This window comes from Pseudoduganella sp. OTU4001, assembly GCF_038440195.1.
Lineage (GTDB): Bacteria > Pseudomonadota > Gammaproteobacteria > Burkholderiales > Burkholderiaceae_D > Rugamonas.
Window position 1 is genome coordinate 63,127 of record NZ_JASATG010000001.1, and the last position, 23,268, is coordinate 86,394.

The following is a 23,268-nucleotide window of genomic DNA, read 5'->3' on the forward strand; positions in this document are numbered from 1 at the left end:
GCCTAGGCAGAGATATTCCGAGGACCCGCCTATGAAATCCACCATCCCCCTCGCCAGCCTGGTGGCCGCCGCCGCCCTGCTGGCAGGCTGCGCCAGCGACGGCGGCTTGCGGCCACAGTCGGCCATGGGCCAGCCTGACCGCCTGGCTGCCGGCGGCACCCTGGCCAATGCCAGCGTCACTCCCGCTGCCTGGCCCGCTGCGGACTGGTGGAAGCGTTACGGCGACGCCCAGCTTGACCAGCTGGTGGCGGAAGCGCTGTCCGGCAGCCCCAGCGTGCGCATTGCCGAAGCGCGCCTGCGCCAGGCGCAAGCCGCTGAGGGTCTGGCCGAAGCCGCCCTGTCGCCGCAAATCAGCGCCGCCGCCCGCAGCACGCGCCAGCTGTACAGCGAAAACAGCACCGTGCCCAAGCCGCTGGCCGGCAGCTGGCGCTGGGCCAACGAAGCGACCGTGAATTTCTCGTATGAGCTGGATTTCTGGGGCAAGAACGAGGCTACCGTGGCCGCCGCAGTCGGGCGCCGCAACGCCGCCGAAGTCGACACCCAGGCCAGCCGCCTGATGCTGGAAGTCGGCGTCACCCAGACCTACCTGCGCTTGTACCAGGCCTATGCCCAGCTCGACCTGGCGCAGTCGGTGCTCAAACAGCGCGAACATGTGCTGGAGCTCACGCGTCAGCGCGTCGCCGCGCAGCTGGACTCCAGCGTGGACTTGAAGCAGGCCGAACTCGCCATCCCCGTGGCGCGCGAGCAGATCGCAGCAGCGCAGGAGGCAGTGGCCCTGCTGCGCACCCAGCTCGCCGCCCTGCTGGGCGCCGGCCCGGACCGCGGCGCCGGCATCGCCCGCCCGCAGCTGCAGGCCGTCCACCCCGCCGGCCTGCCCAGCCGCCTGCCCAGCGAATTGCTGGCGCGCCGTCCTGACGTGGTGGCGCAGCGCTGGCGCGTGGAAGCGCAGCTGCAGGACATCAAGGCCGCCAAGGCGCAGTTCTACCCCAGCTTCAACCTGGCCGGCCTGGTCGGCCTGCAAAGCCTGGGCTTCGGCAAATTCCTGCAAGGCGGCAGCCAGGTCTCCGCGCTGGGCGGCGGCCTGACCCTGCCGATCTTCGACGGCGGCCGCCTGCGCAACAACCTTGCCCTGCGCAATGCCGACTACGACGTGGCGGTCGAACAGTACAACCAGACCCTGGTCGATGCCTTGCGCGATGTGGTGAGCCAGCTGACTTCCATCCACTGGCTGCAGGAGCGCTCGGCGTATCAGGGGCAAGCCCTGGCCACCGCGCAGCAGGCCTACGAGCTGGCAGTCCAGCGCTACCAGTCCGGCCTGGGCAACTACCTGCAGGTGCTGGCGGCCGAAAGCCAGGTGCTGGCGCAGCAGCGCACCCGCATCGACTTCGATGCGCGGGCCTTTGACCTCGACATGAATCTCGTACGCGCCCTCGGCGGCGGTTTTTAAAAGGTGACCGACATGACTATGCAAAAGAAAATCTTCGCCGGCGCCGCAGCCGTCCTCGTTGCCGGCCTGGCTGGTGCAGCCTGGATGATGGGCAGCGCAGCGCGCAGCGAATCCACCGAGGACGCCTATGTCGAAGGCAATATCGTGCAGGTGACACCGCAAGTGGGCGGCAGCGTGACCCTGATCGCCGCCGACAACACCGACTTCGTGCAGGCCGGCCAGCCGCTGGTGCAGCTGAATGAAGTCGACGCCCAGCTGGCGGTGGCGCGCGCCGAGGCCCAGCTCGCGCGCGCGGTGCGCCAGGTCCGCGTGCAGTTCGCCAACGCCACCCAGCAGAAAGCCAATGTCGCCCTGCGCGCCACCGACCTCGCCAAAGTGCAGTCCGACCTGGCGCGCCGCCAGCAGCTGGCCAGCAGCGGCGCCGTATCGGGCGAAGACCTGCGCCATGCGGAAGACGCGGTCAAGTCGGCGCAAGCGGCCATGTCGGTCGCCGAGCAGCAGCTGGCCAGCTCGCAAGCGCTGGTGGACCAGACCAGCATTGCCAGCCATCCGGACGTGCAGGCCGCCGTTGCCGCGCTGCGCGACGCCTATGTCGCCGCTAGCCGCACCACGGTGCGTGCGCCGGTCAGCGGCCATATCAGCAAACGCAATGTGCAGATTGGCCAGCGCGTCAATGCGGGCGGCGCTGTCATGTCCATCGTGCCGCCGGAGCAGATGTGGGTCAGCGCCAATTTCAAGGAGTCGCAGCTGCGCAATATCCACGCCGGCCAGTCCGTGGACCTGGTGGCCGATGTGTACGGCCGCAGCGTACGCTATAAAGGCCGTGTAGTCGGGCAGGAGGCGGGCACCGGCAGCGCCTTCGCCCTGCTGCCGGCACAAAATGCCAGCGGCAACTGGATCAAGGTGGTGCAGCGCGTGCCGGTGCGCATTGCGCTGGACCCGAAAGAACTGGCTGCGCATCCGCTCAAGCTCGGCCTGTCGATGCGGGTGCAGGTGGATACCGCCAGCCCGGCCGCCCCGCTCGCCATCGACAGCCGCAAAGGCTACCAGACCGACGTCTTCGCGCATGAACTGGAAGACGCCGACAAGGCGGTCGCCCGCATCATCGCCGCCAGCGTCGGCGCGCAGCGGGTGCAGTGATGAACGCCCCGGCGCCATTCCCGCGCATGAAACTCCTGCTGTCGACCATCTTCGTGCTGACAGTGATCGAGTTCCTGCAATCCGGCATGCTGGCCTTCGGCGCCACGCCGATCTCCGGCCAGATCAACGCCTCGCCAGAGGAGTACAGCATCGTCACCGCCGCCTACGCCGCAGTGGCGATCACCGCCATCGCCAAGATGCGCTGGTTTATCGAACGCCTGGGCTGGCGCCGTTTCATCCTGCTCTCGATCGCCTTCTTCATCACCGGCGCCGGCATCAGCTCCCTGGCCACCAGCTTCCAGCAATTCCTGCTGGGACGCATGGTGATGGGCCTGGGCGGCGCCGCCTTCATGACCAGCGCCCGCATGCTGGTCAACCTGATCCCACCCAGCCCGGCGCGCATCAAGGGCATCATCGCCTTCGCCGTGGGCCTGTCGAGCGCCGTATCGGCCGCGCCGTGGGTGGTGGCGGAATTCGTCAGCGCCGACTGGTGGAACGGCATTTTCGTGCTGCTGGCCGCCCTGGCACTGGTGGCGGCGCTACTGGCCGCCATCACGCTGCCCGACGAACCGCTGCCGGAGGACAGCCACACCCAGGCCCACTTCGGTCCACTGCTGGTGATGGCAATCGGCAGCTTCCTGGCCCTGTTTGCGGCGCAGCGCGCCCTGTACGATTTCTTCAGCGGCCTGCCCTACCTGCTCGCGCTGGGCGCGGCCGGCGTTGCGGCGCTGGCCTGGTTCACCTGGCACCAGCATTCCCACGAACGCCCGCTGCTGCGCCTGCGCCAGCTGGCACGCCGGCGCTATATGGCGGCGCTGGGCGTGTTCACCATCGGCTATATGGTGCTGGGCGCGAACAACACCATGCTGCCGGCGCTGATGCAGCGCGCGCTGGGATTCTCCTGGCACACCGCCGGCATGATCCAGGCCATTGGCCTGGCGGCCAGCATCGGCGTGTTCTTCATCAAGCTGCGCATTATCAAGACCTCGCCCAGCCCGCAGAAATTCTATGTTGCCGGCTTTATCGCGCTCGCGCTGTTCGGCTGGCTGCTGTCGAACCTGACGCTGGATGCCAACCTGTGGCGCCATGTGCTGCCATCGATTGGCCTGTTCGGCATGTTCATCGTGATGATCCTGGCGACGACGGCAATCCACGGTTTCACCGAATTCCAGGACGACCCGGTGGCCTTTTTCCACGCGCAGCAGGTCAAGAATATGCTGGCGCAGTTCGGCACCGCCCTCGGCGTGGCCGGCGCCAACCTGCTGCTGCAGTGGCGCACGGCGGAACACTATGCGGTGCTGAACCGCCGCTTTGTCAGCGGCGATGCGGAAATGGGTCGCCAGCTGGAGCAGTTGACCGGCTGGTTCAGTTCCGCCCAGGGGCCGCAAGCCGCCGCGCAACTGGCGCTCAGCCAGCTGGCGCAGACGCTGAACCAGCAGGCGGCCCTGCTGGCGCAGCTGGAATATTTCCGCCTGCTGGTCTTTATCGGTATTGCCCTGGCCTTTGTGATGGCATGGCAGCGCACCCTGTCCGTGCCTAAACCGGCTTGATACGGTAGGCGCAGCGCCGCGCGCCGGACAGCAGGTGTTCGGCGCGTTCGACGCTGGCGCCGGGACCGAGCACGCGCTGGAATACCTCCAGCTCGGAGCGGCAGAAGTTCTGGCACTCGCGCGCGGCGGCGCAGATCGGGCAATGGTTCTCCACCAGCAGCAGCGAACCATCTTCGGCCTGCTCCACTTCGGCCATATAGCCTTCGGCATCGCGCGCCAGCGCCAAGGCCTCGACGCGCTGCGCCAGCCCGCCGGCCGCGCCCACCGCGTCGCGATAAGCAGCCTCGGTCACCTTCTCGCGCGCCGAGATCAGCTTGTCCATGCCTTCCTCGCCGAACAGGCTGCGCACCTGGGTAATCAGCTGCAGCGTCAGGTCCGCATGGCGATCCGGGAAGCGCGCGTGGCCAGCTTCGGTCAGCAGCCAGCGCCGTGACGGACGGCCTACTTTCTCCGCCACGTCTTCATGCCGCGCCAGGCCGGCCGCTTCCGCCGCTTCCAGATGGCGGCGCGCGCCCATCGAAGTCAGGTCAAGCAATTCAGCCAATTGCTGGGCAGTGCGCGGACCGCGCGTCTTCAGCAGGAACAGGATCTGGTCGGCGGTGTTCATACGCTGGCCCCCTCCGGCATCGCGCGCCGGGCCGGCGCCAGTTCGTTGCGCCAGCCGCGCAAACGCCACCCGGCCCATGCCGCCAGCACCGCGCCCAGCAGCAGGATCAGGCGCGTATCGACCAGCGTCAATACCGAACCGATGGCCGCCATGATGATGTTCGCAAAGCAGAAGGTCATCGACAGCAGGCCCATGACCGAGCCCTGGCCGTGCGCCGCAAAACGGTCCGCCGCCCACGACTGCACCGTGGCGTTATAGAAGGCATTCGGCAAGCCAAACAGGCATATCGCCACCATGCCCACCCACAGGTTGCCAAGCGCGACACCGGCCACGCTGGCAGCCAGTCCGAATGCCAGCCAGCTGGCGCGGTGCAGCGGTTCCATCCGGCTCTGGCGGCCCGCGATGATCGCCGCCAGCGTCATGATGGCGCACATCGCCATATTGATGGTGGCGATGCCGCGCGCATCGTAGCCGCCCTGCTCCACCAGCCACAAGGGGTAATACTCGTAAAAGCCCGTAATCCCGCAGGTCAGCGCCAACTGCACGATGAACAGCGTGCGCAGTTCAGGGAAGCGCAGCAGATTCATGGCGTGATGGCTGCGCGCCACCTGCCACCAGGACGCGCCGTCGCTTGGCGCCCTGGCCGCGCGCGGCACGGTGAACGCCACCAGCGCCGCCGCCAGCACCAGCGCCGCCACGGCCACCCAGAACGGCACCGTGATGCCATACACCAAGGTGAAGCCCGCCAGCACCGGCCCCACCAGCCAGCCCAGATGCAGCGAGCCATTCACCAGCGACAGTGCGCGCAGGCGCTGCGCCCCCTCCAGCTTTTCCGCCACCAGCGCACGCGCCACCGCGCCATTCCCTTCCAGCAGCCCGGTGCCGAAACGCGCCAGGATAAACAGCGGAAAGGACTGCATCACCAGCGCCAGCGCGGTCAGCGCATGGCCGGCCGCAGCTCCGAGTGCAGTCGCCAGCAGGATCGGGCGGCGTCCGTAACGGTCCGACAAGGGCCCCAGCAAGGCGGAGCCGATCACCAGCCCGATCGGATTGACCGTCAACGCAATGCCGAACAGCAGCTTGGGCGGCAGGCCAAGGAAGTTATTGAGGGAGTTGTGCGCCTCCGCCGCGAACAGCGGCGGCAGGATCGGGTAAGGCAAGGAAGCGCCCGTGGTGGACAGCAAACCAAGCAGGCAGGTCGCCGCGATGAGGAGGAAATTGTTCATGCCCTCCACTATAGGCCGCCGCCACGGATAAGTAAACGAAAATGTTTATTTATCTCAGCGCAGTTGCTGTTGTACCCAGGCGATGATGTTGTTGGCATCCATGGCGCCCGGCTGGCGCGCCATTTCGCGCCCGCCCTTGAACAGTGCCAGGGTAGGAATGCTGCGGATGGCGAAGCGGCCGGCCAGTTGCTGCTCGGCCTCGGTATTCACCTTCACCACGCGGAAGTATGGCTCCAGCTTTTTGGTCGCCTGCTCGTAGAACGGCGCCATGGTGCGACAGGGGCCGCACCAGGGCGCCCAGAAATCCACCAGCACCGGAAGATCGCTGCGCTCGATATGCTTGAGGAAGCGCGATGTCGACAAATCGGTCGGCTGGCCGGTGAACAGCTCGCGCTGGCATTTGCCGCAGGTAGGCCCTTCTTCCAGGCGCACCGAGGGGACGCGATTGACCGCGTCGCAGTGTGGGCAGACGATATGCAGGTTTTCCATGCATTGCAGTATAACGCAGGCATATAATCCCGAGGGCACGCTTCGCCTGCATGGGGGAATCATGGAATTCGTGAACACCGACCGCTTGCGCATTGCCTTTCGCCAGCATGGCAACATGCAAGGCGAGCCGATTTTCCTGCTGCACGGCTGGCCGGACGATTTGCATACCTGGGACGGCGTGCTGCCGGTGCTGGCCAAAGGCGGCTACCGCCTGATCGTGCCCAGCCTGCGCGGCTTCGGCGAAACCCGCTTCCTGGACCACGCCACCCCGCGCAGCGGCCAACTGAGCGCCCTGACGCAAGACCTGCTCGATTTCGCCACGGCGCTCGGCATCGAACGGTTCAATGTAATCGGCCACGATTGGGGCGCGCGCGCCGCCTATAACGCCGCCCTGCTCGCGCCGGAACGGGTGATGCGCTGCATGGCGCTCTCCGTCGGCTGGGGCACCAATGACCCGAGCCAGGCCCTCAGCCTGCACCAGGCCCGCAACTACTGGTACCAATGGTATATGTCGACCGACCGCGGCGCAGAGGCCCTGCGCAAGGAGCGCCGCGAGTTCGCCCACCTGCTGTGGCGCACCTGGTCGCCCTCCTGGCATTTCGGCGAGGGCGTCTTCCACGACACCATGCATGCCTGGGACAATCCGGACTGGATCGACGTCACCATCCACTCCTACCGCCACCGCTGGGGCCTGGCCTTCCCCGACCCGCATTACGCGATACAGGAAGACAGGCTGCGGCGCGAATCCGTCATCAGCATCCCGACACTCACCCTGCACGGCAGCGAGGATGGCGCCAACAGTCCGCAGACTTCGGAACACCGCGAGCACCTGTTCAGCGGCCCTTACCACCGCGTGCTGCTGGCCGGAATCGGCCACTTCCCGCAACGGGAAGCGCCCGAAGCCGTGGGCGAAGCCCTGCTGGCCTGGTTACTGCGCGGCTAACTGGCCCGCATTGGGGAAGAACAGCTGCTGTCCCGCTGGCCGAAACTGCGCGATCTTTGCCTGCCCCTCGGGCGAGGTAAGCCACTCGATCAGCTGGCGCGCACCCTTGTAATTCACGCCAGCATGTTTGGCCGGATTGGCCGCAATGATGCCATAAGGGTTGAACATGCGCTGGTCGCCCTCCACCATGACTGCCAGTCCGGTGCGGGCCTGGTAAGCCCCGTAGGTGGCACGGTCGGTCAGCGTATATGCGCCCATCTCAGCCGCCATATTCAGCACCTCGCCCATTCCAAGCCCGGCCGACACATACTGCGCTCCCACAGGCTGCGCGCCGGCCTGTTTCCAATAGGCCTTTTCCATGATGTCGGTGCCAGAATTGTCGCCGCGCGAGATGAAGCGCGCCGGCCCGGCCGCCAGCTTGCGGAATGCCGCCAGCACATCCTTGCCGCCCTTGACGCCGGATGGATCGGCCGCCGGCCCGACCACGATGAAATCGTTATACATCACATCGCGCCGGTCGACGCCCCAGCCCTCGGCGACGAATTTATCCTCCGCCGCGCGCGCATGGACCAGGGTCACGTCCACGTCGCCATTCTTCGCCAGCTCCAGTGCCTTGCCGGTGCCGACCGAAATGACGTGCACCTTGCTGTTGGTGCGCGCCTCGAAGGCAGGCAGCACATGAGCCAGCAAGCCGGAATTCTCCGTGCTGGTGGTGGTGGACAGGCGGATAATCTGCTGCGCCTGTGCATTGATGGCGCAAAGGACGCAAGTAAGCAAAAGCCAGCGCTTCATTTACTTCTCCTCCAGGCGCCCCTCGCGCAGCTTCAAACGCCGGACATCGGGCAGGTTGATCAGGTCACGGTCGTGGCACGCCATGACCACGGTGCTGCCGGCCTGGGTCAGCGAAGGAATCAGCGCCAGCACCTGCTCGCGCGCCTCGCCATCCAGGCTGGCGGTCGGTTCATCGAGCAACAATAAACGCGGCTGCAGGACCTTGGCGCGCGCCAGCGCCACCCGCTGCTTCTCGCCGCCCGACAGCGTGGCCGGAGCGCTGCCGCGCAGATGCTGCACGCCGGCCCAGCACATGGCCTGCTCCACTACGCCGGCAGCCTCGCCGCGCGGCATGCCGCGCGCCCGCAAGCCGTAGGCGATATTGCCCGCCACGCTGGTCGAAAACATGACCGGATGCTGGTGCACATAAACGATATCGCGCCGCAGCGCTGGCGGATACGGCGCCAGGTGCACCGCCTGCCCGCCGAATTGCACGCCCTCAGCGTCCGCCGGCGCCAGGCCCGCCAGCACCCGCAGCAAGGTACTCTTGCCCGCCCCGTTCATCCCCGTCAGCACGTAAGCGCGCGCCGCCTCCAGCCGGAAGTCCTGCAAGTCGAACAACAGGTGTTCACCGTAACGTTTGGTCAGGCGCGCGATAGACAGCATGGCCGTCATCCCCTCCCCCTGGCGGCATGGGCATCGCCCTGCAGCACCATCATCGCGCCGTTCATCGCCAGCGCCAGCGTCACCAGCACCACGCCCAGCGCGATCCCCTGCGCGAACTCGCCCTTGCTGGTCTCCAGCGCGATCGCCGTGGTGATGGTGCGCGTCTCGCCGGCGATATTCCCGCCCACCATCATCGCGCAGCCGACTTCGGAGATCACCCGCCCGAAGCCGCTGATAATCGCCGCCATCACCCCAAAGCGCACCTCATAAAGCAGCGTCGCCATGACCCGCCACGAAGAAGCCCCATGCGCGATGGCCGTCTCCGCCAGGCGCGGATCCGCCGCCTGCACCGCCGCCAGCGTGAACGCCAGCAGCACCGGCAGCGCAATCAGCACCTGCCCCGCAATGATGCCTGGCTGCGAGAAAAGCCATTGCAAGCTCCCCATCGGCCCATGGCGCGACAGCGTCATATACAGCACCAGTCCAATCAGCACAGTTGGCAGCGACAACGCCGCCTGCACCAGCCAGATCACAATCCGCCGCCCCCGGAACTGCGACATCGCAATCGCATATCCCCCCAGCACCGCCAGCGGCGTAGCCAGGATCAGCCCCGCCACGCTGGTGCTGACAGAAACCCATACAATCCCCCATAACACCGGATCGCCGCCAAACAGCAGCCCGAACGCCCGCGCCACCGCATCCCACAATCCCATCACCGCAACGCTCCCGCCGCGACTTCGGCGAGTTCAGGTTCAGGGATCAGCCGCTCTGGAGATGTCAGGAGCAGGAAATGCCGCCCTGTGCAGCGCGCCAGCAGCGTCATGCCCAGGCGGGTGGCTACGCCATGCCCCATCTGCGTGGTGCCGGAGCGCGAAAGCAGGAACGGTATCGACATCTGCGCCCCCTTGATCACCATCTCGGAAGTCAGCCTCCCCGTGGTGTAGAACACCTTGTCGCCGCCCTCCACGCCGTCCAGCCACATCTTGCCGGCAATCGCATCGACCGCATTGTGGCGCCCCACATCCTCCACAAAATACAGCAGCTCCCCCTCGCGCGTGAACAGCGCGCAGCCATGCACCGAGCCGGCCTGCTTATAAATGGATTGCAACGTGCGGATGGTTTCAACAATCCGGTACACGCCCGATTGCCGCAGCCGCGCATCCGGCGGCAGCACGATATCGTCCACCTCCTCCATCAGGCTGCCGAACACCGAGCCCTGGCCGCAGCCCGTGGTGACCACCTTGCGCGCCGTACGCTCCTCGATATCCGCCACCCCGCCGCGCGTCATCACCGCCGCCGCGCCGACCGACCAGTCGACATGGATCGACGCCACATCCCCCACCGAACGCACCAGCCGCTGGTTGCGCAAATAGCCAAGCACCAGCGCTTCCGGCGCGCCGCCCAGAGTCATCAGGGTCACCAGTTCGCGCTTGTCGACATACACCGTAAGCGCACGCTCGGCAGGAATGTGGATCAGCGAACGACGGCCCTTTTCATCGATAGCCTGCACTTCCTGCGTCAACGGCACGCTGGCCTGTGTCATCTCCGGTAGTCTCATGCGCCCGCCGCCTCCATCGCCTTGCCGCCGCCAAAACTGGACTGGGCTTCGACCTGACCGCCCAGCGCCACCTTGATTGCACAGTACTTGAATTCGGGGATCTTGCCAAATGGGTCGAGTGCAGCATTAGTCAGCTTGTTGATCGCCGCCTCGTAGTAACAGAAAGGCACGAACACCGCACCGCGCGGCGAACTGTCGTCCGCCCGCGCGTACAGCGCAACCTGGCCGCGCCGTGAAGCAATCGTCACCACATCGCCCGGTTTTCCGCCCAACGCCTCCAGGTCGAGCGGATGCACCATGGCAACCGGATCGGGCTCGATCGCATCCAGCACCGCCGTGCGGCGCGTCATGCTGCCGGTATGCCAGTGTTCCAGCTGGCGGCCGGTGATCAGCACCATCGGATACTCGGCATCCGGCCGTTCATCGGCGGGAATGATATCGGCCGGCACAAAGCGCGCCCTGCCGCCCTCGCGCGGGAAGCTCTCCGTGAACACGACCAGCGTGCCCGGATCGCCTTCTTCATGGCAGGGATAAGTCACCGCATGTTCGCGTTCCAGCCGCTCCCAGGTGATCCCCGCAATGCTCGGCATCACCCGCCGCATCTCAGCAAAGACATCGGCCGCCCCGCCATACTGCCAATCGAGGCCCAGGCGCTGCGCCATCTGCTGGATGATCCACAAATCCTGCCGCGCCTCGCCCGGCGGTTCCAGCGCCTGGCGTCCGATCTGCACCAGCCGGTCGGTATTGGTAAAGCTGCCGGTCTTTTCCGGGAAGGCGCTGGCCGGCAGGATCACATCGGCCAGGTAAGCCGTCTCGGTCAGGAAGATATCCTGCACCACCAGGTGCTCCAGTGCCGCCAGAGCCTCGCGCGCATGGTTGGCATCCGGATCCGACATGGCGGGATTTTCGCCCATGATATACATGCCCTTCACCTGCCCGGCCGCCGCCGCATCCATCACCTCCACCACGGTCAGGCCGGGCTTGTCGTCCAGCGTGCCAGGCGCCAGGCCCCAGGCGCTGGCAAAGCGCACCTGCGCGGCCGGGTCGGTCACGCGCTGGTAGTCCGGGAACATCATCGGGATCAGGCCCGCATCGGACGCGCCCTGCACATTGTTCTGCCCGCGCAGCGGATGCAGGCCGGTGCCGGGACGTCCGATCTGCCCCGTCATCAGCGCCAGCGCAATCAGGCAGCGCGCATTGTCGGTGCCGTGGATGTGCTGCGAAATGCCCATGCCCCACAGGATCATCGACGCGCGCGAAGTCGCATACAGCCTGGCCACTTCGCGTATCGTTTCCGCCTCGATGCCGCAGATCGGCGCCATCGCCTCCGGACTGTAATAGGCGACGTTGGCCGCCAGCTCTTCGTAGCCGATGGTGCGGCTGGCGATGAAATCCTTATCCACCAGGCCTTCATGCACGATCACGTGCATCATCGCGTTCAGCAGCGCCACATCGGTATCCGGCTTGAACTGCAGGAAGCGATGCGCCACCCGCGCCAGCTCCGAACCGCGCGGATCGCACACCACCAGCCGCGTGCCCTCGCGTACCGCATTCTTGATCCAGGTCGCCGCCACCGGGTGGTTGACGGTCGGATTGGCGCCGATCAGGATCACCACTTCCGCCTTCATCACATCCTTGACAGGATTCGATACCGCGCCCGAGCCTATTCCCTCCAGCAGCGCCGCCACCGAAGAAGCGTGGCACAGGCGCGTGCAGTGGTCGACGTTATTGCTGCCAAAGCCGGTGCGCACCAGCTTCTGGAACAGGTAGGCCTCCTCATTGCTGCCCTTGGCCGAGCCAAAGCCCGCCAGCGCGCGCGCGCCATGCTGGTCGCGGATGGCGGCCAGTTTGCCGCCGGCCAGCGCCAGCGCCTCTTCCCAGCTCGCCTCGCGGAAGACGTCGTACACGCGCTCCGGATCCATCGTGAACTCGCCCGATTTGGGCGGTGCATCGGCGCGCCGCACCAGCGGGCGTGTCAGGCGGTGCGGGTGATGGGCGTAGTCAAAACCATAGCGGCCTTTCACGCACAGGCGGCCCTGGTTGGCCGGGCCCGCGCGCCCCTCCACGTAGAGAATCTTGTTGCCCTTGATGTTGTAAGTGAGCTGGCAGCCCACGCCGCAGTATGGGCACACCGAGTCCACCCGCTTGTCCGGCGCCGTCAGCGCCGCATCGCGCGCCGGCATCAGGGCTCCGGTCGGGCAAGCCTGCACGCATTCGCCGCAAGCCACGCAGGTGGAAGCACCCATCGGATCGGCCATGTCGAAAACAATGCGGGCTTCCTCGCCGCGCCAGGCCAGTCCGATCACATCATTCATTTGCTCGTCACGGCAAGCGCGTACGCATCGCGTGCATTGGATGCAGGCATCAAGATTGACCGCGATGGCGGCATGGGACAGGTCTTGCGCAGGCTGCGGGCGGGCGCCGAAGCGGGGTTTGCCGACCGCCAGTCGCGCCGCCCACTGCTCCAACTCGTTGTGCCGCGTGTGCGCCTGCTCGGGCATATCGGCCAGCAAAAGCTCCAGCACCATCTTCTGAGCGGCCAGTGCGCGCGGGCTGTCGGAGCAAACCTTCATCCCTTCGGCGGGATAGCGGCAGCAGGATGGCGCCAGCACGCGCTCGCCATCAATTTCGACCATGCATGCGCGGCAGTTGCCAGCTGGCGCCATGCCATCGGTGTAGCACAGGTGCGGGATATCGACGCCATGACGGCGCGCCGCCTGCAGCAGGGTCTCGCCGGGCGCCGCCTGCAGCGAACGGCCGTTCAGTTCAAAGCCCGTCATTCCGACACCTCATGCGGGAAGTATTTCAGCACGCAGTCAAAAGGATTCGGCGCGGCCTGGCCCAAACCGCAGATCGATGCATCGCGCATGACCTGCGACAGCTCGCCGAGCAGGCCGGCATCCCACACGCGCTGCTCCAGCAGGTCAACCGCCTTGGCCGTGCCAGCGCGGCAAGGCGTGCACTGGCCGCACGACTCATGCCGGAAGAAGCGCATCATATTGCTGGCGGCGCCGCGCGCGGTATCGTGCTGCGACAGCACAATGACCGCAGCGGAACCGATAAAGCAGCCGTACGGCTGTAAAGTATCGAAATCAAGCGGAATGTTGTTCAGGCTAGCGGGCAGGATGCCGCCCGATGCACCGCCGGGCAGATAGGCATACAGCTGGTGCCCATCCAGCATGCCGCCGCAGTATTCATCAATGAGTTCCTGCACGGTGATGCCGGCTGGCGCCAGCTTGACGCCAGGCTGCTTCACGCGGCCGGAAACGGAAAACGAGCGCAGCCCGCTGCGTCCATGGCGCCCATGGCTGGTGAACCATGCCGCGCCGCGCGCCAGAATCTCCGGCACCCAGTACAGCGTTTCGAAATTGTGTTCCAGCGTTGGGCGTCCGAACAGCCCCTTCTGCGCGACATACGGCGGCCTTAGACGCGGCAGCCCGCGCTTGCCTTCGATCGATTCGATCATGGCCGACTCTTCGCCGCAGATATAAGCCCCGGCACCGCGCCGCAGGTGGATGCGGGGGCCGCCGTCCGGCAAGCGCGCCAGCTCGCGCCGCAGCAACTCGCGGCAATCGTGGTACTCATCGCGCAGGTAGATATAGATATCGTCGATGCCCACTGCCCACGCCGCGATCAGCATGCCTTCGATGAATTGCTGTGGGGCGCGCTCCAGATAGAAGCGGTCCTTAAAGGTGCCCGGCTCGCCTTCGTCGATATTCACCGCCATCAGCCGCGGCCCCGGTTCATTGCGTACGATGCGCCACTTGCGCCCCGCCGGGAAACCAGCCCCGCCCAGCCCGCGCAGTCCGGAACCCTCCAGCTCCGCAATCACCGCCTCCACGCTCCGCACGCCGGACAGGCACTCGCGCAGCACCGCATGCTCGAGCTCGTGTCCACCAAAGGGTGTGACCCCAAGGTGGACACGGGCTGGGCCGTTAGCGGTGGTGGTGATGCTTTCACAGGTGGCTTGGGCGACCGCTCGCTGGCCGACTAATGCAGCGGGTGCCTGGTCGCAGCGGCCGATGCAGGGCGCCGGGAGGACGCGGATCTCGCGTCCCAGCAACGCCGGCAGGCGCGACAGGAGCTCTTGCGCGCCGGCCATTTCGCAGGACAGGCCATCGCACACGCGCACCGTCAGCACGGGTGGCGCCGGCTCGCCTTCGCGGACGATGTCGAAGTGGTGGTAGAAGGAGGCGACCTCGAACACCTCGGCCTGCGCCAGCCGCAGCTCGGCGGCCAGCGCCGCCAAGTGCGCTGTCGAGAGGCATCCGTATTCATCCTGGATCAGGTGCAGGAATTCGATCAGCATATCCCGCCGTCGCGGCGCCGAGCCCAGCAAGTCCAGCACCTGCTGCATCGCAACAACATCGACCCGCCGCCCTTTCGGCCCCTGGCGTTTGCGTTCCCGGCTGGCACCCTGCACTGCAATTGGAATCATCGTTTGATTGACCCTATCATGCGTCCCGCTGTGACAGATTATGTTACTTTTAACATAAGGATGCCACAGCACGGAGGCCAACCGTGGAAAATTTGCAGTCCCTGGCGTCCATGCTGGATCTGCACCAATTCACACTGACCATCATTCTCGTCCTGCACGCACTGAGCCTGGTGCCGCAATGGCAGCACCAATACTTCAACCCGCGCCTGGTGCGCGTGGCGATGCTGGGAATGATGTTGGGGATCGGCCAGGGCGCGGTGATTGTCGCCGCAGTGGAGTTCAGTGCTTTCGGGGGCGGCGCCATTGCCCTGCTGGGCGCCGCCATCCTGTTGCATGGCTGGGTCGCCGTGCAGAACCTGCTGGCCAGCTACGCCTTCGTCCACCTGCACCGGCCCAGCGCCCTCATGGCGCAGCGCATGCTGTGGGCGCAGCGGCCCCTCGGCTATCTGAGTGCGGTGTTGACGCTGTTGGCGGGGCTGACGCTGGCGTGATCAGTTGCGGCCGGCCGTACCGCGCTCGGGCCAGACGATGTCGTTGTCGACGGAATAGAGCCGGCAGGGTTCCTTGCTGGCAGCCTGGCATGCCGCCAACGCCTTCTCGTTGGTGTTTTCGCCCTCTTCCGCCCAGCCCCAGGAGCCGGTGCTGGAAATCGCGAACGCGCGCGGCGTTGCCTTCGTCAGGAACTCACGGTACTGCTCGCGGCCACGTTTGGGCACATAAGGCACTGCTTCCACATCTTCCAGTGCCGCGTAATGCGTCGCACGCTGTGCCGGCGGATCGGCCAGCGCATACACCTCGCGGGTCGGCATCCCTACGCTGCCGAGGAAGCGCTCCACTTCCGGCAGCCAGACGGTGGCGCCATCGCGGTTGCCGAGCAAGCCGTGCGCATCCTTCTTGAACGCGCCATAAGCCACCAGCTGCGCGCGCCCGCCCGCACCGGTAAAGGCAGCATGCATGCGCGCCGCCAGCTCCGGGCCAAAGTAGCTGTCGTTGGCGCCATACAGCCACATGCTCGGCACCTTGTTGCGGCGGCCATATTCGGTGAAGGCTTTGACCAGTGCACCGCGCCAGTCGCACAGGTCGCCGTGCACTTTCAGGCCGCCCGCAAAATTCATGATGCCGCGCACACCGGGCAATTCCTGGGTTGCCGCCGCCACACTGGCGAGGCCGCCAAACGACTGCCCGGCCAGCACAATACGCTCGCTATCGACCCAGGCCTGGGTGCGTGCGAAACGCACCACGTCGGCGATATCGCCGGCCTGCTCGTAGCCGTTGGCCGTCATATTGCAGCCGTATTCGACGAATTTTCCGGTGGAGTTGGCGAAGCCGGTACGCATCGGCACCATCACCGCATAGCCGCGGCGCACAAAGGCGGTCGCCAGGTAGATGAAGCGGTCGCGCGATTGCAGCTTGGGGTTGCCCGGCGCTTTGCCGTGGTTGACGATCAGCAGCGGGAACGGGCCGGGGCCCGGCGGGCGGAAGACAGTGGTTTCCAACTGCACGTCCTGGGCGCGGCCGGCTGGAACCATGATGATTTGCTCATTCAGGCGCGCATCGAGCGCAGCTTCCCCTGCCTGCACGGTCGGCAGACTCGCGCAGGTCAGCACTACAGCTGCAACTCGGGCGAGGAAGGCTTTGATGATGTGCTCCGGAACAAGTGCGTATGGGCAAGAGCCTAGATTTTTATGCGCACGGTTCCGGAAAGCAATCCCAAAACATTAACCGTAGCAATTAGCTCAGCTCAAGGAGCATGTTTTGCACCGATTCCAGTACTTCATTGGCAAGTTTCGGGTCGGATTTGTAGACATTGCGCGACACTGACACGCCGCCAATCAGGGCCGCCATGATCGCCTGCGCCTTCTCGCGCTGGCCAGGGCCGGGCGGAAGCTGCTTTTCGATATAGCCCACCATCTGCTTGAAACCCGAGGTGTAGCCCGCGCCGACGGAAGCATCCTGGCGCGCCAGCTCACTGGCGGCAGCCGCCAGCGGGCAGCCGGTTGCCAGGTTGTCACGCTGTTCCGGCGCCAGGTAATAGGCGATCAGCTCCGGCAGCGACACCGGCCGCTCGGTGACTTTGCCGAAGGCGGCACGGTTGCTGAACTCCATGGCCTCCGCCGCCAGCGCATCCTTGGAGGGGAAATGGGCATATAGCGCGCCATGCGTCAGCCCGGCCTCCTTGCTGATTTCAGCCACACCCACGCCGTCGATGCCCTTCTCGCGGAACAGGCGCGAGGCCGTCTCCACCAGCACTTGGCGGTTTTCCGCAGCTTTTTCCTTGGTGATCTTCATGGCACGCCTCCCGCAGTAATCATTGCGGTCATCATCATACCATGTGTTGCGCTGCCTGCTTATTTTTTGGGCAGGGATAGGCATTTCCACCGGGAATCAGGTAAACTGGCGCCACTTGCCTCAAGGAAATTCAACGACCATGGCTATCTCCGCACTCCAGGCAGGCCTGTCCGGCCTCCAGTCCAACCAGCAAGCGCTGGGCGTGGAAGCGCACAACGTCGCCAACCTGTCGACGCAGAATTTCCAGCCGCAGCAAGCCAATTTCCAGGAAACGCCGGGCGGCACCAGCGTCACCATTTCCAGCGCCGCGCGTGACCTGTCCGCCGCCGACAACGCCGGCAGCGCCCCGTCCGGCACCGACCCGGCCAGCTCCATTACCAATTCCCTGGTCTACAAAGCCGGTTTCGACCTGTCCGCCAAAGTCGTACAGGCTGCCGACGAGCGCCTGGGCACACTGCTGGACATCAAAGCTTAACGTACGGGCCTTACCGCGCTATGCTGTCGTATTGGCAGCGTGGTGGAGGCTCGTATGGATGACATCGATCTGCCCCTGAAGGACCGCACGCAAGCAGCTGAGCTGCTGGCCGAAAAGCTGTCCGGCCTGCGCGGCAAACACCCCCTGATACTGGCCATCCCGCGCGGCGCAGTGCCGATCGGGCGCATTCTTGCCGACCGTCTGGAAGGTGAGCTGGATGTGGTCCTGGTCCGCAAAATCCCCTCCGCCATCGATCCCGAACTGGCCGTCGGCGCGGTTGACGAAATGGGCAACCGCGAACTGGCGCCCTACTTTCACCGCACCCGCACCAGCATGGAATGGGTCGAAGTGCAGACGCAGGAGCAGCTGTCGCTGATGCGGCGGCGCCGGGCCAGCTATGGCGCCGCACGCCCGCCAGCCGAGCCGGAAGGCCGCATCGTGGTGATCGTCGACGACGGCCTGGCCACCGGTTCCACCATGGCCGCCGCCCTGCGCTCGGTACGCGCACGCAAGCCGCAGCGCCTGATCGCAGCCGTCCCCGTCGCCGCACCCGATTCGCTGGACGTGATCGCACCGCTGGCCGACGAAATAGTCTACCTGGCCGCGCCAATGAACTTCATGTCCGTCAGCCGCCATTACCGCGCCTTCCCTCAAGTTGAGGAAGACGAAGTCCTGCGCCTGCTGACCGGCCGCTGAGCCGTGCGACTTTTAAGCGCCGCCTGTGACACACTCGCGGCGAGGAGGCAGCCCGCGCATGACCGACAAAGATCCGCGCCAGCACGACCGCCGCGAAGATGACCGCGGCCGCAACCGCCGCAAGGACGACACCCCACGCTACCTCGACCCCGGCGAAACCATTTTCAGCCTGTGGGGCCGCGTGCTGCTGGCGCGCTACCGGCGCGTGGCGGCTGCCGCCACGCGCCACATCATCCAGCGCCCATTGCACATCGGTGTTTCCGCGCGTATCTACCACCCCGAGCCCGGCGCCACAGGCTTGCGCAGCAAGAACCTGCAATATCTTGAAGAGTCGGTCGCGCAGTGGGTGATGTCGCGCGATGTGCTGGTGTTCATGATTCCGACGGTGAATACCTCCGGCCTGCTGCACCCCTCCAACATCCGCCTGCGCGACTACGCCAGGCACCTCGACGGCCTGGTGCTGCAAGGCGGCGCCGACGTCGCGCCGCACAGCTACGCCGAAACGCCGACCCGCCCCGAATGGGCCGGCGACCGCGCGCGCGATATGTACGAGCTGGAACTGCTGCATGAATTTGTCGAAGCGGGCAAGCCGGTGCTGGGCATCTGCCGTGGCTGCCAGCTGCTGAACGTGGCGTTCGGCGGCACGCTTTACCAGGACATCGCCAGCGATGTGCCGGACGCCCATCCCCACGTCTCGGACGACTACGACCGGCATCGCCACGAAATCACCTTCCCGCCCGGCTCCTCGCTGCCGCGCATGGTGCAAGGCCCGCCACGCGCACTGGTCAACTCCATCCACCACCAGGCGGTGAAAACCTTAGGGAAAGATATGCAGGTCGAGGCGCTGTCCTACCCCGACAATATGATCGAAGCGATCCGCTACCGCCGCGCCCCGTTCGTGATGGGACTGCAGTGGCACCCAGAGTTCCACCGCGCCGGCGGCGTCGAACTGCTCGACTGCACCGGCATCCTCGACAGCTTCCTCCGCGCCGCCCGCGAAACTCGCTTCTAAGCCAGTCCCATAAACGGATTACACACCCGCAAGCGCCGCTCGAACAGCTGCCCGTGTTGAAAGTCCTCAGTCAGCAACACATCACAGCCGCCATTACGCTTATTATTCCACCTGCTTCAAGAAGTTCTAAGGCAATCAGGGTCTTGGGGTCCTCTAATGAACCCAGGTAGAGCAAGATATTGGTATCGAAAAAGACTTTATCGGCGCTCATTAGCTTCGTACCGGTCGAACTTAAAGCCAGCAGGAAATTTCTTGCGATACTTGCGCGTCTGCTCAATGAGGTGACGAATCCGCTTTGCACGGTCGTCAGCGGTCTCATCCATGCGGAATTGACGTTGGTTGGATTCAAACTTCATGGCGTTCTCCATACGGGTACCCATGTTAAGCCTAAACGCCATGCCACGGAGCGGGACATTCCTGCCAATTGAGCTAGCTTAAACGTTCACCCCTTGCAGGGCTTTCCCTCGTACTGTTTCCGTTGGAGTTTGTACGCGCTGCCATTCCAGCGCTCAACCGGGAAGCAGAAGCCCGGCCCGCCGATCTCGAGATCGGGCCAACCATCCTTCCCCTTGGTAGACAGCACGGTCAGCATACCTGTGCCGCGCGACATTACCTTCCATTTGCCATCAGCCTGCTTGCTAAGAAGCGTATAGCCAACGCCCGTATGGCCGAAGCAGAAGCTGCCGCCTTCAGTGATGATCACCTCCGGCCGACCGTCGCCGTTAAGATCTTCAACCTTCTCGATCGAACCGGGCACATAACTAGAGCTCGGATCTTCGCAAGCCTTCCACTGCTTGCCCTGCTGCCTGAATCCCGCAGCCTTGAACGCCGCCGCCTGGTCGGCCGGTGGCAATGCATCCGCCCCCGCCAATGAAGCCTGGCTGAGCACCAGGCTACTTACTGCGATGATGAGTTTCATGACGTGTCACCTCCCGCACACGCCATTGTATTCCTAACGCCTCAGGGCTTCTCGTAGAAAACCAGCGAGCTGCCCAATGTAAGCGCCTCCTCGATATGGGCGTGCAGGTCCTTGAAGGGCTGCTTCTCCAGCATGTCCGCCTGCATCACGCTGAAGGTATCCATCGCCACGTTCTCGAAGCCAAACTTGGCGCACTCGATAATCGCAGAATCCCACAGCGCATCTGCACCTTCCTGCAGTAAGAACAGCATGCACTTATGCAGCGCATGCTCTTGCGGAAACGCGTATTCATAAACCGGCTTGCCTTCGAAAACGCCTTCGAAGGTGTAAATCCCCAGGGCACTGTTATCGCTCATGAGCTGTTTTCTTTTTACTGGTTAAATCCCGAATGCAAAGCGGGAGCGTGCCTGATTATACGCTGGACTTCGCAGCGCCCAATGCGCGGAAAAGACGCCAGAAAATGGTCGTTATCAGCACCAGAACTGGTTGGTACCAACAAGTAGCCGGGAAGTTGCATCGCAACGGAGGACATTTTGTCGTAGCTACGCGAGCGACGAAGAAAGGAAACATAGTCTTTCTGGACCCGTGGGAAGGGACAATTCGCGAAGAAGCAAACAATGGCCAATACTTATCCAATGGATATCTTGATTTCGTGGCATACCTTGAATAGTGACTTGGAGGAGACTAAAGTCAAGCAGCCATGCGCACACTAATTCCCGCGGAAGCGAGTGATTGCGGCGTCCACGACGCCTTCTACGCTGCCGGATGTATCGTACTGCGCACGCAGGTAGTGCGCGTCGCTTCCCATGTGCGTGACCTGCATCAGGTGGTTTAGCGCCGCGCTTCCCCCGAGCGCCTCGGCGTGGAGATCCATGCGGCGTAGCGTGGTGAGGATGTCTTCCCGCAGGGACAAGCTTTCGTAGGTCTTTGGATGCACCACGGTGCCATCCAGGCCAAAGCGGCAGGCCTGAAAGCGGTTGTAGTTGTAGACCAGGTAGTCGTCTTCCTCCGGCGGCGCCTCTTTGCGCTCCAGCAGGTAGGAACACAAGGCCTGCAGGTAGCAGGCCAGTGCGGCGGCGCGCTCCACGGTGAGCGGCGTATCGCACACGCGCAGTTCGATGGTGCCGTATTCCGGTTTGGGGCGGATGTCCCAATAGAAGTCTTTCATCGACTTGATCACGCCGGTGTGCTCCATCTTGGAGAAGAACTCGTGCTCGAACTGGTCCCATTTGAGGATGAAGGGCGCGCGGCCGCTCATGGGGAAGGCGAACACGCTGTTCAGGCGCGCGGAGTTGAACAGGGTGTCATTGCCCTGAACGTACGGCGACGAGGCGGACAAGGCGATAAAGTGCGGCACGTAGCGGCTCAGGGAATGCAGCAGGTAGAGCGCATCGTCACCACTGTTGCAACCGATGTGGACGTGCTGGCCAAAGATGGTGAACTGTTTGGCCAGGTAGCCATATAGCGCCGACACTTCCTTGAAGCGCGGCTTGGAGAAGATCTTGCGCTCCGACCAGCGCTGGAACGGGTGCGTACCGCCGCCGCAGATGCCGATGTTCAGCGTATCGGCGGCCTTCACCAGGGTATCGCGCGTTTCGTGCAGTTGCGCCAGCAGCTCGCCGTGCTTGGTGTGCACGTCGGTATTAATCTCGATCATGCTTTCGGTGATCTCGGGCGTGACGTGGCCGGGGAACGGCTTGCGCTGCAGCAGGTGCAGCAAGTCCGGGCTGGATGCGGTCAGGTCGAAGTCGGACAGGCTGACCAGTTGCAGCTCCAGCTCGACACCCATGGTCAGCGGTTGCGACGATTTGAATTCTTCCAACGGCATATCAGCCCTCCTCTTTCGCCGTTTCGCGCGCCAGGATCAGCGCGCGCTGGGTGATGATCGGTCCCAGCACCTCCATGAACAGCGTCATGGCAGCCAGCGCGGCAAGTTCGTCGACGAGCACAATGCCCATATAGCGCGTCTGCTCCAGCAGCAGGATCGCGAATACCGACATCGGCGACAAGGCCACACCAATCAATGCGCCCTTGCGCCAGGAAATGCCTGCAACGTGCGCGAACACCGCGACCGCAATCGTCTTGGTGGCGAAGCGCACCATCAGCAGCAGCAAGCCAAGCGTGGCGCCGAACATCACGCGCTGCCAGTCCAGCGTGGACACGGCAAACACGAACAGCAGCACCGTCAGCAATTCGCCAATCGCGCCGAAATTGCGCTGAGTGCGCGTGAAGGTCACGCGGCGGTGGCGCGCCATCAGGCCGAAGGTCAGCGTGGCCAACACCGGTGACAGGTCAGCCGCCTGGGTGATCGACACCAGCAGCACCACCACCATCGCAAAGGCCACAGTGCCGTCGCGCGTCAGCGTGCCAAGACTGCGCAGCAGCGCCGGCGTCACCATGCCCGCCACCGCGCCCAGCACGGCTGACGCAAGCAGTTCAATCAGGCTATGCGACACCGCCTGCGTCAGGCTGCCGGAAGTCTGGAATACCCAGAAGCCCACCACCACTTTGAACACGAACAGCGCCAGCACACAATTCATGGCGACCAGGTGCAGCACGCGCTCAGTCACTTGCCCCGAACTGCGCTCCTCATTGATCACGCGCAGCACACCGGCCGGCGACGTGGACATGGCCAGCGATGCGAGCAGCAGCGCCGTCAACGGCGGCATGCCTTGCCAGTGCGCGATCAGATAGACCGCGCCGAATGTCAGCGCGGATTCGGCCAGGCCGCTGACCGCAATCCAGGGATTGACGCGCAGCCAGCGCAGGTTGATGCGGTAACCAAATTCAAACAGGATCAAGCCGAAAGCGATGTTGGCCAGCAGCGTTACCTGGCTGCTGCCATCCGGCACGAGAAGATCAGGCGTAGCCTGCGCCAGCAGGAAGCCCACCAGGCCGTACACACTAATGCGCGGCAGCGATGTCCAACGGTGGACGAATTCACCAGCGAGCCATGCCAGCAGCATGGCGCAGGGCCAGGCGAGTTCGTCCGAGATGACTAGCAAATCGGTCATAGACGTACCTCCGGCCCGTACTATATTG

At 64.6% G+C, this 23,268-nt stretch carries 24 protein-coding genes; 8 read left to right on the top strand and 16 right to left on the bottom strand.

From position 1 onward, the window contains the following. The first annotated feature begins 31 nt into the window (after window positions 1-31). The 3 genes from AAHE99_RS00235 to AAHE99_RS00245 are packed head-to-tail and all read left to right on the top strand — an operon-like array spanning window position 32 to window position 4,137. A complete protein-coding gene (locus AAHE99_RS00235; RefSeq protein ID WP_342113198.1) occupies window positions 32-1,447 on the top strand; it encodes an efflux transporter outer membrane subunit in 1,416 nt (471 codons plus the stop codon). Window positions 1,448-1,459: 12 nt separating this feature from the next. Beyond that, entirely contained in the window at window positions 1,460-2,587 is a 1,128-nt protein-coding gene (locus tag AAHE99_RS00240) for an HlyD family efflux transporter periplasmic adaptor subunit (RefSeq protein WP_342113200.1), read from the top strand. 26 nt (window positions 2,588-2,613) lie between these two features. After that, a complete protein-coding gene (locus AAHE99_RS00245) occupies window positions 2,614-4,137 on the top strand; it encodes an MFS transporter (protein WP_342113202.1) in 1,524 nt (507 codons plus the stop codon). Here AAHE99_RS00245 and AAHE99_RS00250 read toward each other — a convergent pair. From AAHE99_RS00250 to trxC, 3 genes are read right to left on the bottom strand one after another with little or no spacing between them, the layout of a single operon-like run. Next, window positions 4,124-4,744, bottom strand: coding sequence for a helix-turn-helix transcriptional regulator (locus AAHE99_RS00250; protein ID WP_342113204.1), 621 nt, complete (start codon window positions 4,742-4,744; stop codon window positions 4,124-4,126). The genes AAHE99_RS00245 and AAHE99_RS00250 overlap by 14 nt on opposite strands. Then, window positions 4,741-5,970, bottom strand: coding sequence for an MFS transporter (locus AAHE99_RS00255; RefSeq protein WP_342113206.1), 1,230 nt, complete (start codon window positions 5,968-5,970; stop codon window positions 4,741-4,743). Before AAHE99_RS00255 ends, AAHE99_RS00250 begins: the two co-directional genes overlap by 4 nt. Window positions 5,971-6,024: 54 nt before the next feature. Then, window positions 6,025-6,459: a thioredoxin TrxC gene (trxC, locus tag AAHE99_RS00260; RefSeq protein WP_342113208.1), complete on the bottom strand. Its 435-nt coding sequence runs from the start codon at window positions 6,457-6,459 to the stop codon at window positions 6,025-6,027. Window positions 6,460-6,520: 61 nt separating this feature from the next. Between trxC and AAHE99_RS00265 the strand changes: the two genes are divergently transcribed. Further along, window positions 6,521-7,402, top strand: coding sequence for an alpha/beta fold hydrolase (locus AAHE99_RS00265; RefSeq protein ID WP_342113210.1), 882 nt, complete (start codon window positions 6,521-6,523; stop codon window positions 7,400-7,402). On the opposite strand, the gene AAHE99_RS00270 is transcribed toward AAHE99_RS00265, so the two are convergent. From AAHE99_RS00270 to AAHE99_RS00295, 6 genes are read right to left on the bottom strand one after another with little or no spacing between them, the layout of a single operon-like run. After that, a complete protein-coding gene (locus tag AAHE99_RS00270) occupies window positions 7,388-8,194 on the bottom strand; it encodes a substrate-binding domain-containing protein (RefSeq protein ID WP_342113212.1) in 807 nt (268 codons plus the stop codon). The two genes, AAHE99_RS00265 and AAHE99_RS00270, sit on opposite strands and share 15 nt — an antisense overlap. Beyond that, a complete protein-coding gene (locus tag AAHE99_RS00275; protein WP_342113215.1) occupies window positions 8,195-8,848 on the bottom strand; it encodes an energy-coupling factor ABC transporter ATP-binding protein in 654 nt (217 codons plus the stop codon). It abuts the gene before it with no gap. Beyond that, the gene (locus AAHE99_RS00280) at window positions 8,845-9,552 is read right to left on the bottom strand and encodes an ABC transporter permease (protein WP_342113873.1); all 708 of its coding nucleotides are present in this window, start codon (window positions 9,550-9,552) and stop codon (window positions 8,845-8,847) included. The genes AAHE99_RS00275 and AAHE99_RS00280 overlap by 4 nt, the downstream gene beginning before the upstream one ends. Beyond that, window positions 9,552-10,397, bottom strand: a complete 846-nt coding sequence (locus AAHE99_RS00285) for a formate dehydrogenase accessory sulfurtransferase FdhD (RefSeq protein WP_342113217.1) — start codon at window positions 10,395-10,397, stop codon at window positions 9,552-9,554. The genes AAHE99_RS00280 and AAHE99_RS00285 overlap by 1 nt, the downstream gene beginning before the upstream one ends. Then, on the bottom strand, window positions 10,394-13,177 hold the full coding sequence (gene fdhF, locus AAHE99_RS00290) for a formate dehydrogenase subunit alpha (RefSeq protein WP_342113219.1): 2,784 nt from the start codon (window positions 13,175-13,177) through the stop codon (window positions 10,394-10,396). The genes AAHE99_RS00285 and fdhF overlap by 4 nt, the downstream gene beginning before the upstream one ends. After that, a complete protein-coding gene (locus AAHE99_RS00295) occupies window positions 13,174-14,835 on the bottom strand; it encodes an NAD(P)H-dependent oxidoreductase subunit E (RefSeq protein ID WP_342113220.1) in 1,662 nt (553 codons plus the stop codon). Before AAHE99_RS00295 ends, fdhF begins: the two co-directional genes overlap by 4 nt. Window positions 14,836-14,918: 83 nt before the next feature. On the opposite strand from AAHE99_RS00295, the gene AAHE99_RS00300 reads away from it, so the two are divergent. Continuing rightward, on the top strand, window positions 14,919-15,326 hold the full coding sequence (locus tag AAHE99_RS00300; RefSeq protein WP_342113222.1) for a hypothetical protein: 408 nt from the start codon (window positions 14,919-14,921) through the stop codon (window positions 15,324-15,326). On the opposite strand, the gene AAHE99_RS00305 is transcribed toward AAHE99_RS00300, so the two are convergent. Together AAHE99_RS00305 and AAHE99_RS00310 are read right to left on the bottom strand one after the other, a co-directional pair. Next, entirely contained in the window at window positions 15,327-16,364 is a 1,038-nt protein-coding gene (locus tag AAHE99_RS00305; RefSeq protein WP_446728882.1) for a dienelactone hydrolase family protein, read from the bottom strand. A 202-nt stretch (window positions 16,365-16,566) separates the two neighbouring features. Then, window positions 16,567-17,124 carry a TetR/AcrR family transcriptional regulator gene (locus AAHE99_RS00310; RefSeq protein WP_342113226.1) on the bottom strand — a complete coding sequence of 186 codons (558 nt, stop codon included), beginning with the start codon at window positions 17,122-17,124 and terminating at the stop codon, window positions 16,567-16,569. A 139-nt stretch (window positions 17,125-17,263) separates the two neighbouring features. Between AAHE99_RS00310 and AAHE99_RS00315 the strand changes: the two genes are divergently transcribed. From AAHE99_RS00315 to AAHE99_RS00325, 3 genes are read left to right on the top strand one after another with little or no spacing between them, the layout of a single operon-like run. Continuing rightward, complete coding sequence (locus AAHE99_RS00315) at window positions 17,264-17,599, top strand: flagellar basal body rod C-terminal domain-containing protein (RefSeq protein WP_342113227.1); 336 nt, start codon at window positions 17,264-17,266, stop codon at window positions 17,597-17,599. Window positions 17,600-17,653: 54 nt separating this feature from the next. Continuing rightward, window positions 17,654-18,295, top strand: a complete 642-nt coding sequence (locus AAHE99_RS00320) for a phosphoribosyltransferase (protein WP_342113229.1) — start codon at window positions 17,654-17,656, stop codon at window positions 18,293-18,295. 58 nt (window positions 18,296-18,353) lie between these two features. Next, window positions 18,354-19,307 carry a gamma-glutamyl-gamma-aminobutyrate hydrolase family protein gene (locus AAHE99_RS00325; protein ID WP_342113231.1) on the top strand — a complete coding sequence of 318 codons (954 nt, stop codon included), beginning with the start codon at window positions 18,354-18,356 and terminating at the stop codon, window positions 19,305-19,307. A gap of 197 nt (window positions 19,308-19,504) precedes the next feature. On the opposite strand, the gene AAHE99_RS00330 is transcribed toward AAHE99_RS00325, so the two are convergent. From AAHE99_RS00330 to AAHE99_RS00350, 5 genes are all read right to left on the bottom strand, one after another. Then, entirely contained in the window at window positions 19,505-19,663 is a 159-nt protein-coding gene (locus tag AAHE99_RS00330) for a hypothetical protein (protein ID WP_342113233.1), read from the bottom strand. A gap of 86 nt (window positions 19,664-19,749) precedes the next feature. Next, window positions 19,750-20,226, bottom strand: a complete 477-nt coding sequence (locus tag AAHE99_RS00335; protein WP_342113234.1) for a hypothetical protein — start codon at window positions 20,224-20,226, stop codon at window positions 19,750-19,752. Between the two features lie 41 nt (window positions 20,227-20,267). Continuing rightward, window positions 20,268-20,582: a hypothetical protein gene (locus tag AAHE99_RS00340; RefSeq protein ID WP_342113235.1), complete on the bottom strand. Its 315-nt coding sequence runs from the start codon at window positions 20,580-20,582 to the stop codon at window positions 20,268-20,270. A 353-nt stretch (window positions 20,583-20,935) separates the two neighbouring features. Beyond that, window positions 20,936-22,054 (bottom strand): YbdK family carboxylate-amine ligase, encoded by a 1,119-nt coding sequence (locus AAHE99_RS00345; protein WP_342113237.1) that lies wholly within the window; start codon window positions 22,052-22,054, stop codon window positions 20,936-20,938. A gap of 1 nt (window position 22,055) precedes the next feature. Beyond that, window positions 22,056-23,240: a cation:proton antiporter gene (locus AAHE99_RS00350; protein WP_342113239.1), complete on the bottom strand. Its 1,185-nt coding sequence runs from the start codon at window positions 23,238-23,240 to the stop codon at window positions 22,056-22,058. Window positions 23,241-23,268 lie beyond the last annotated feature (28 nt).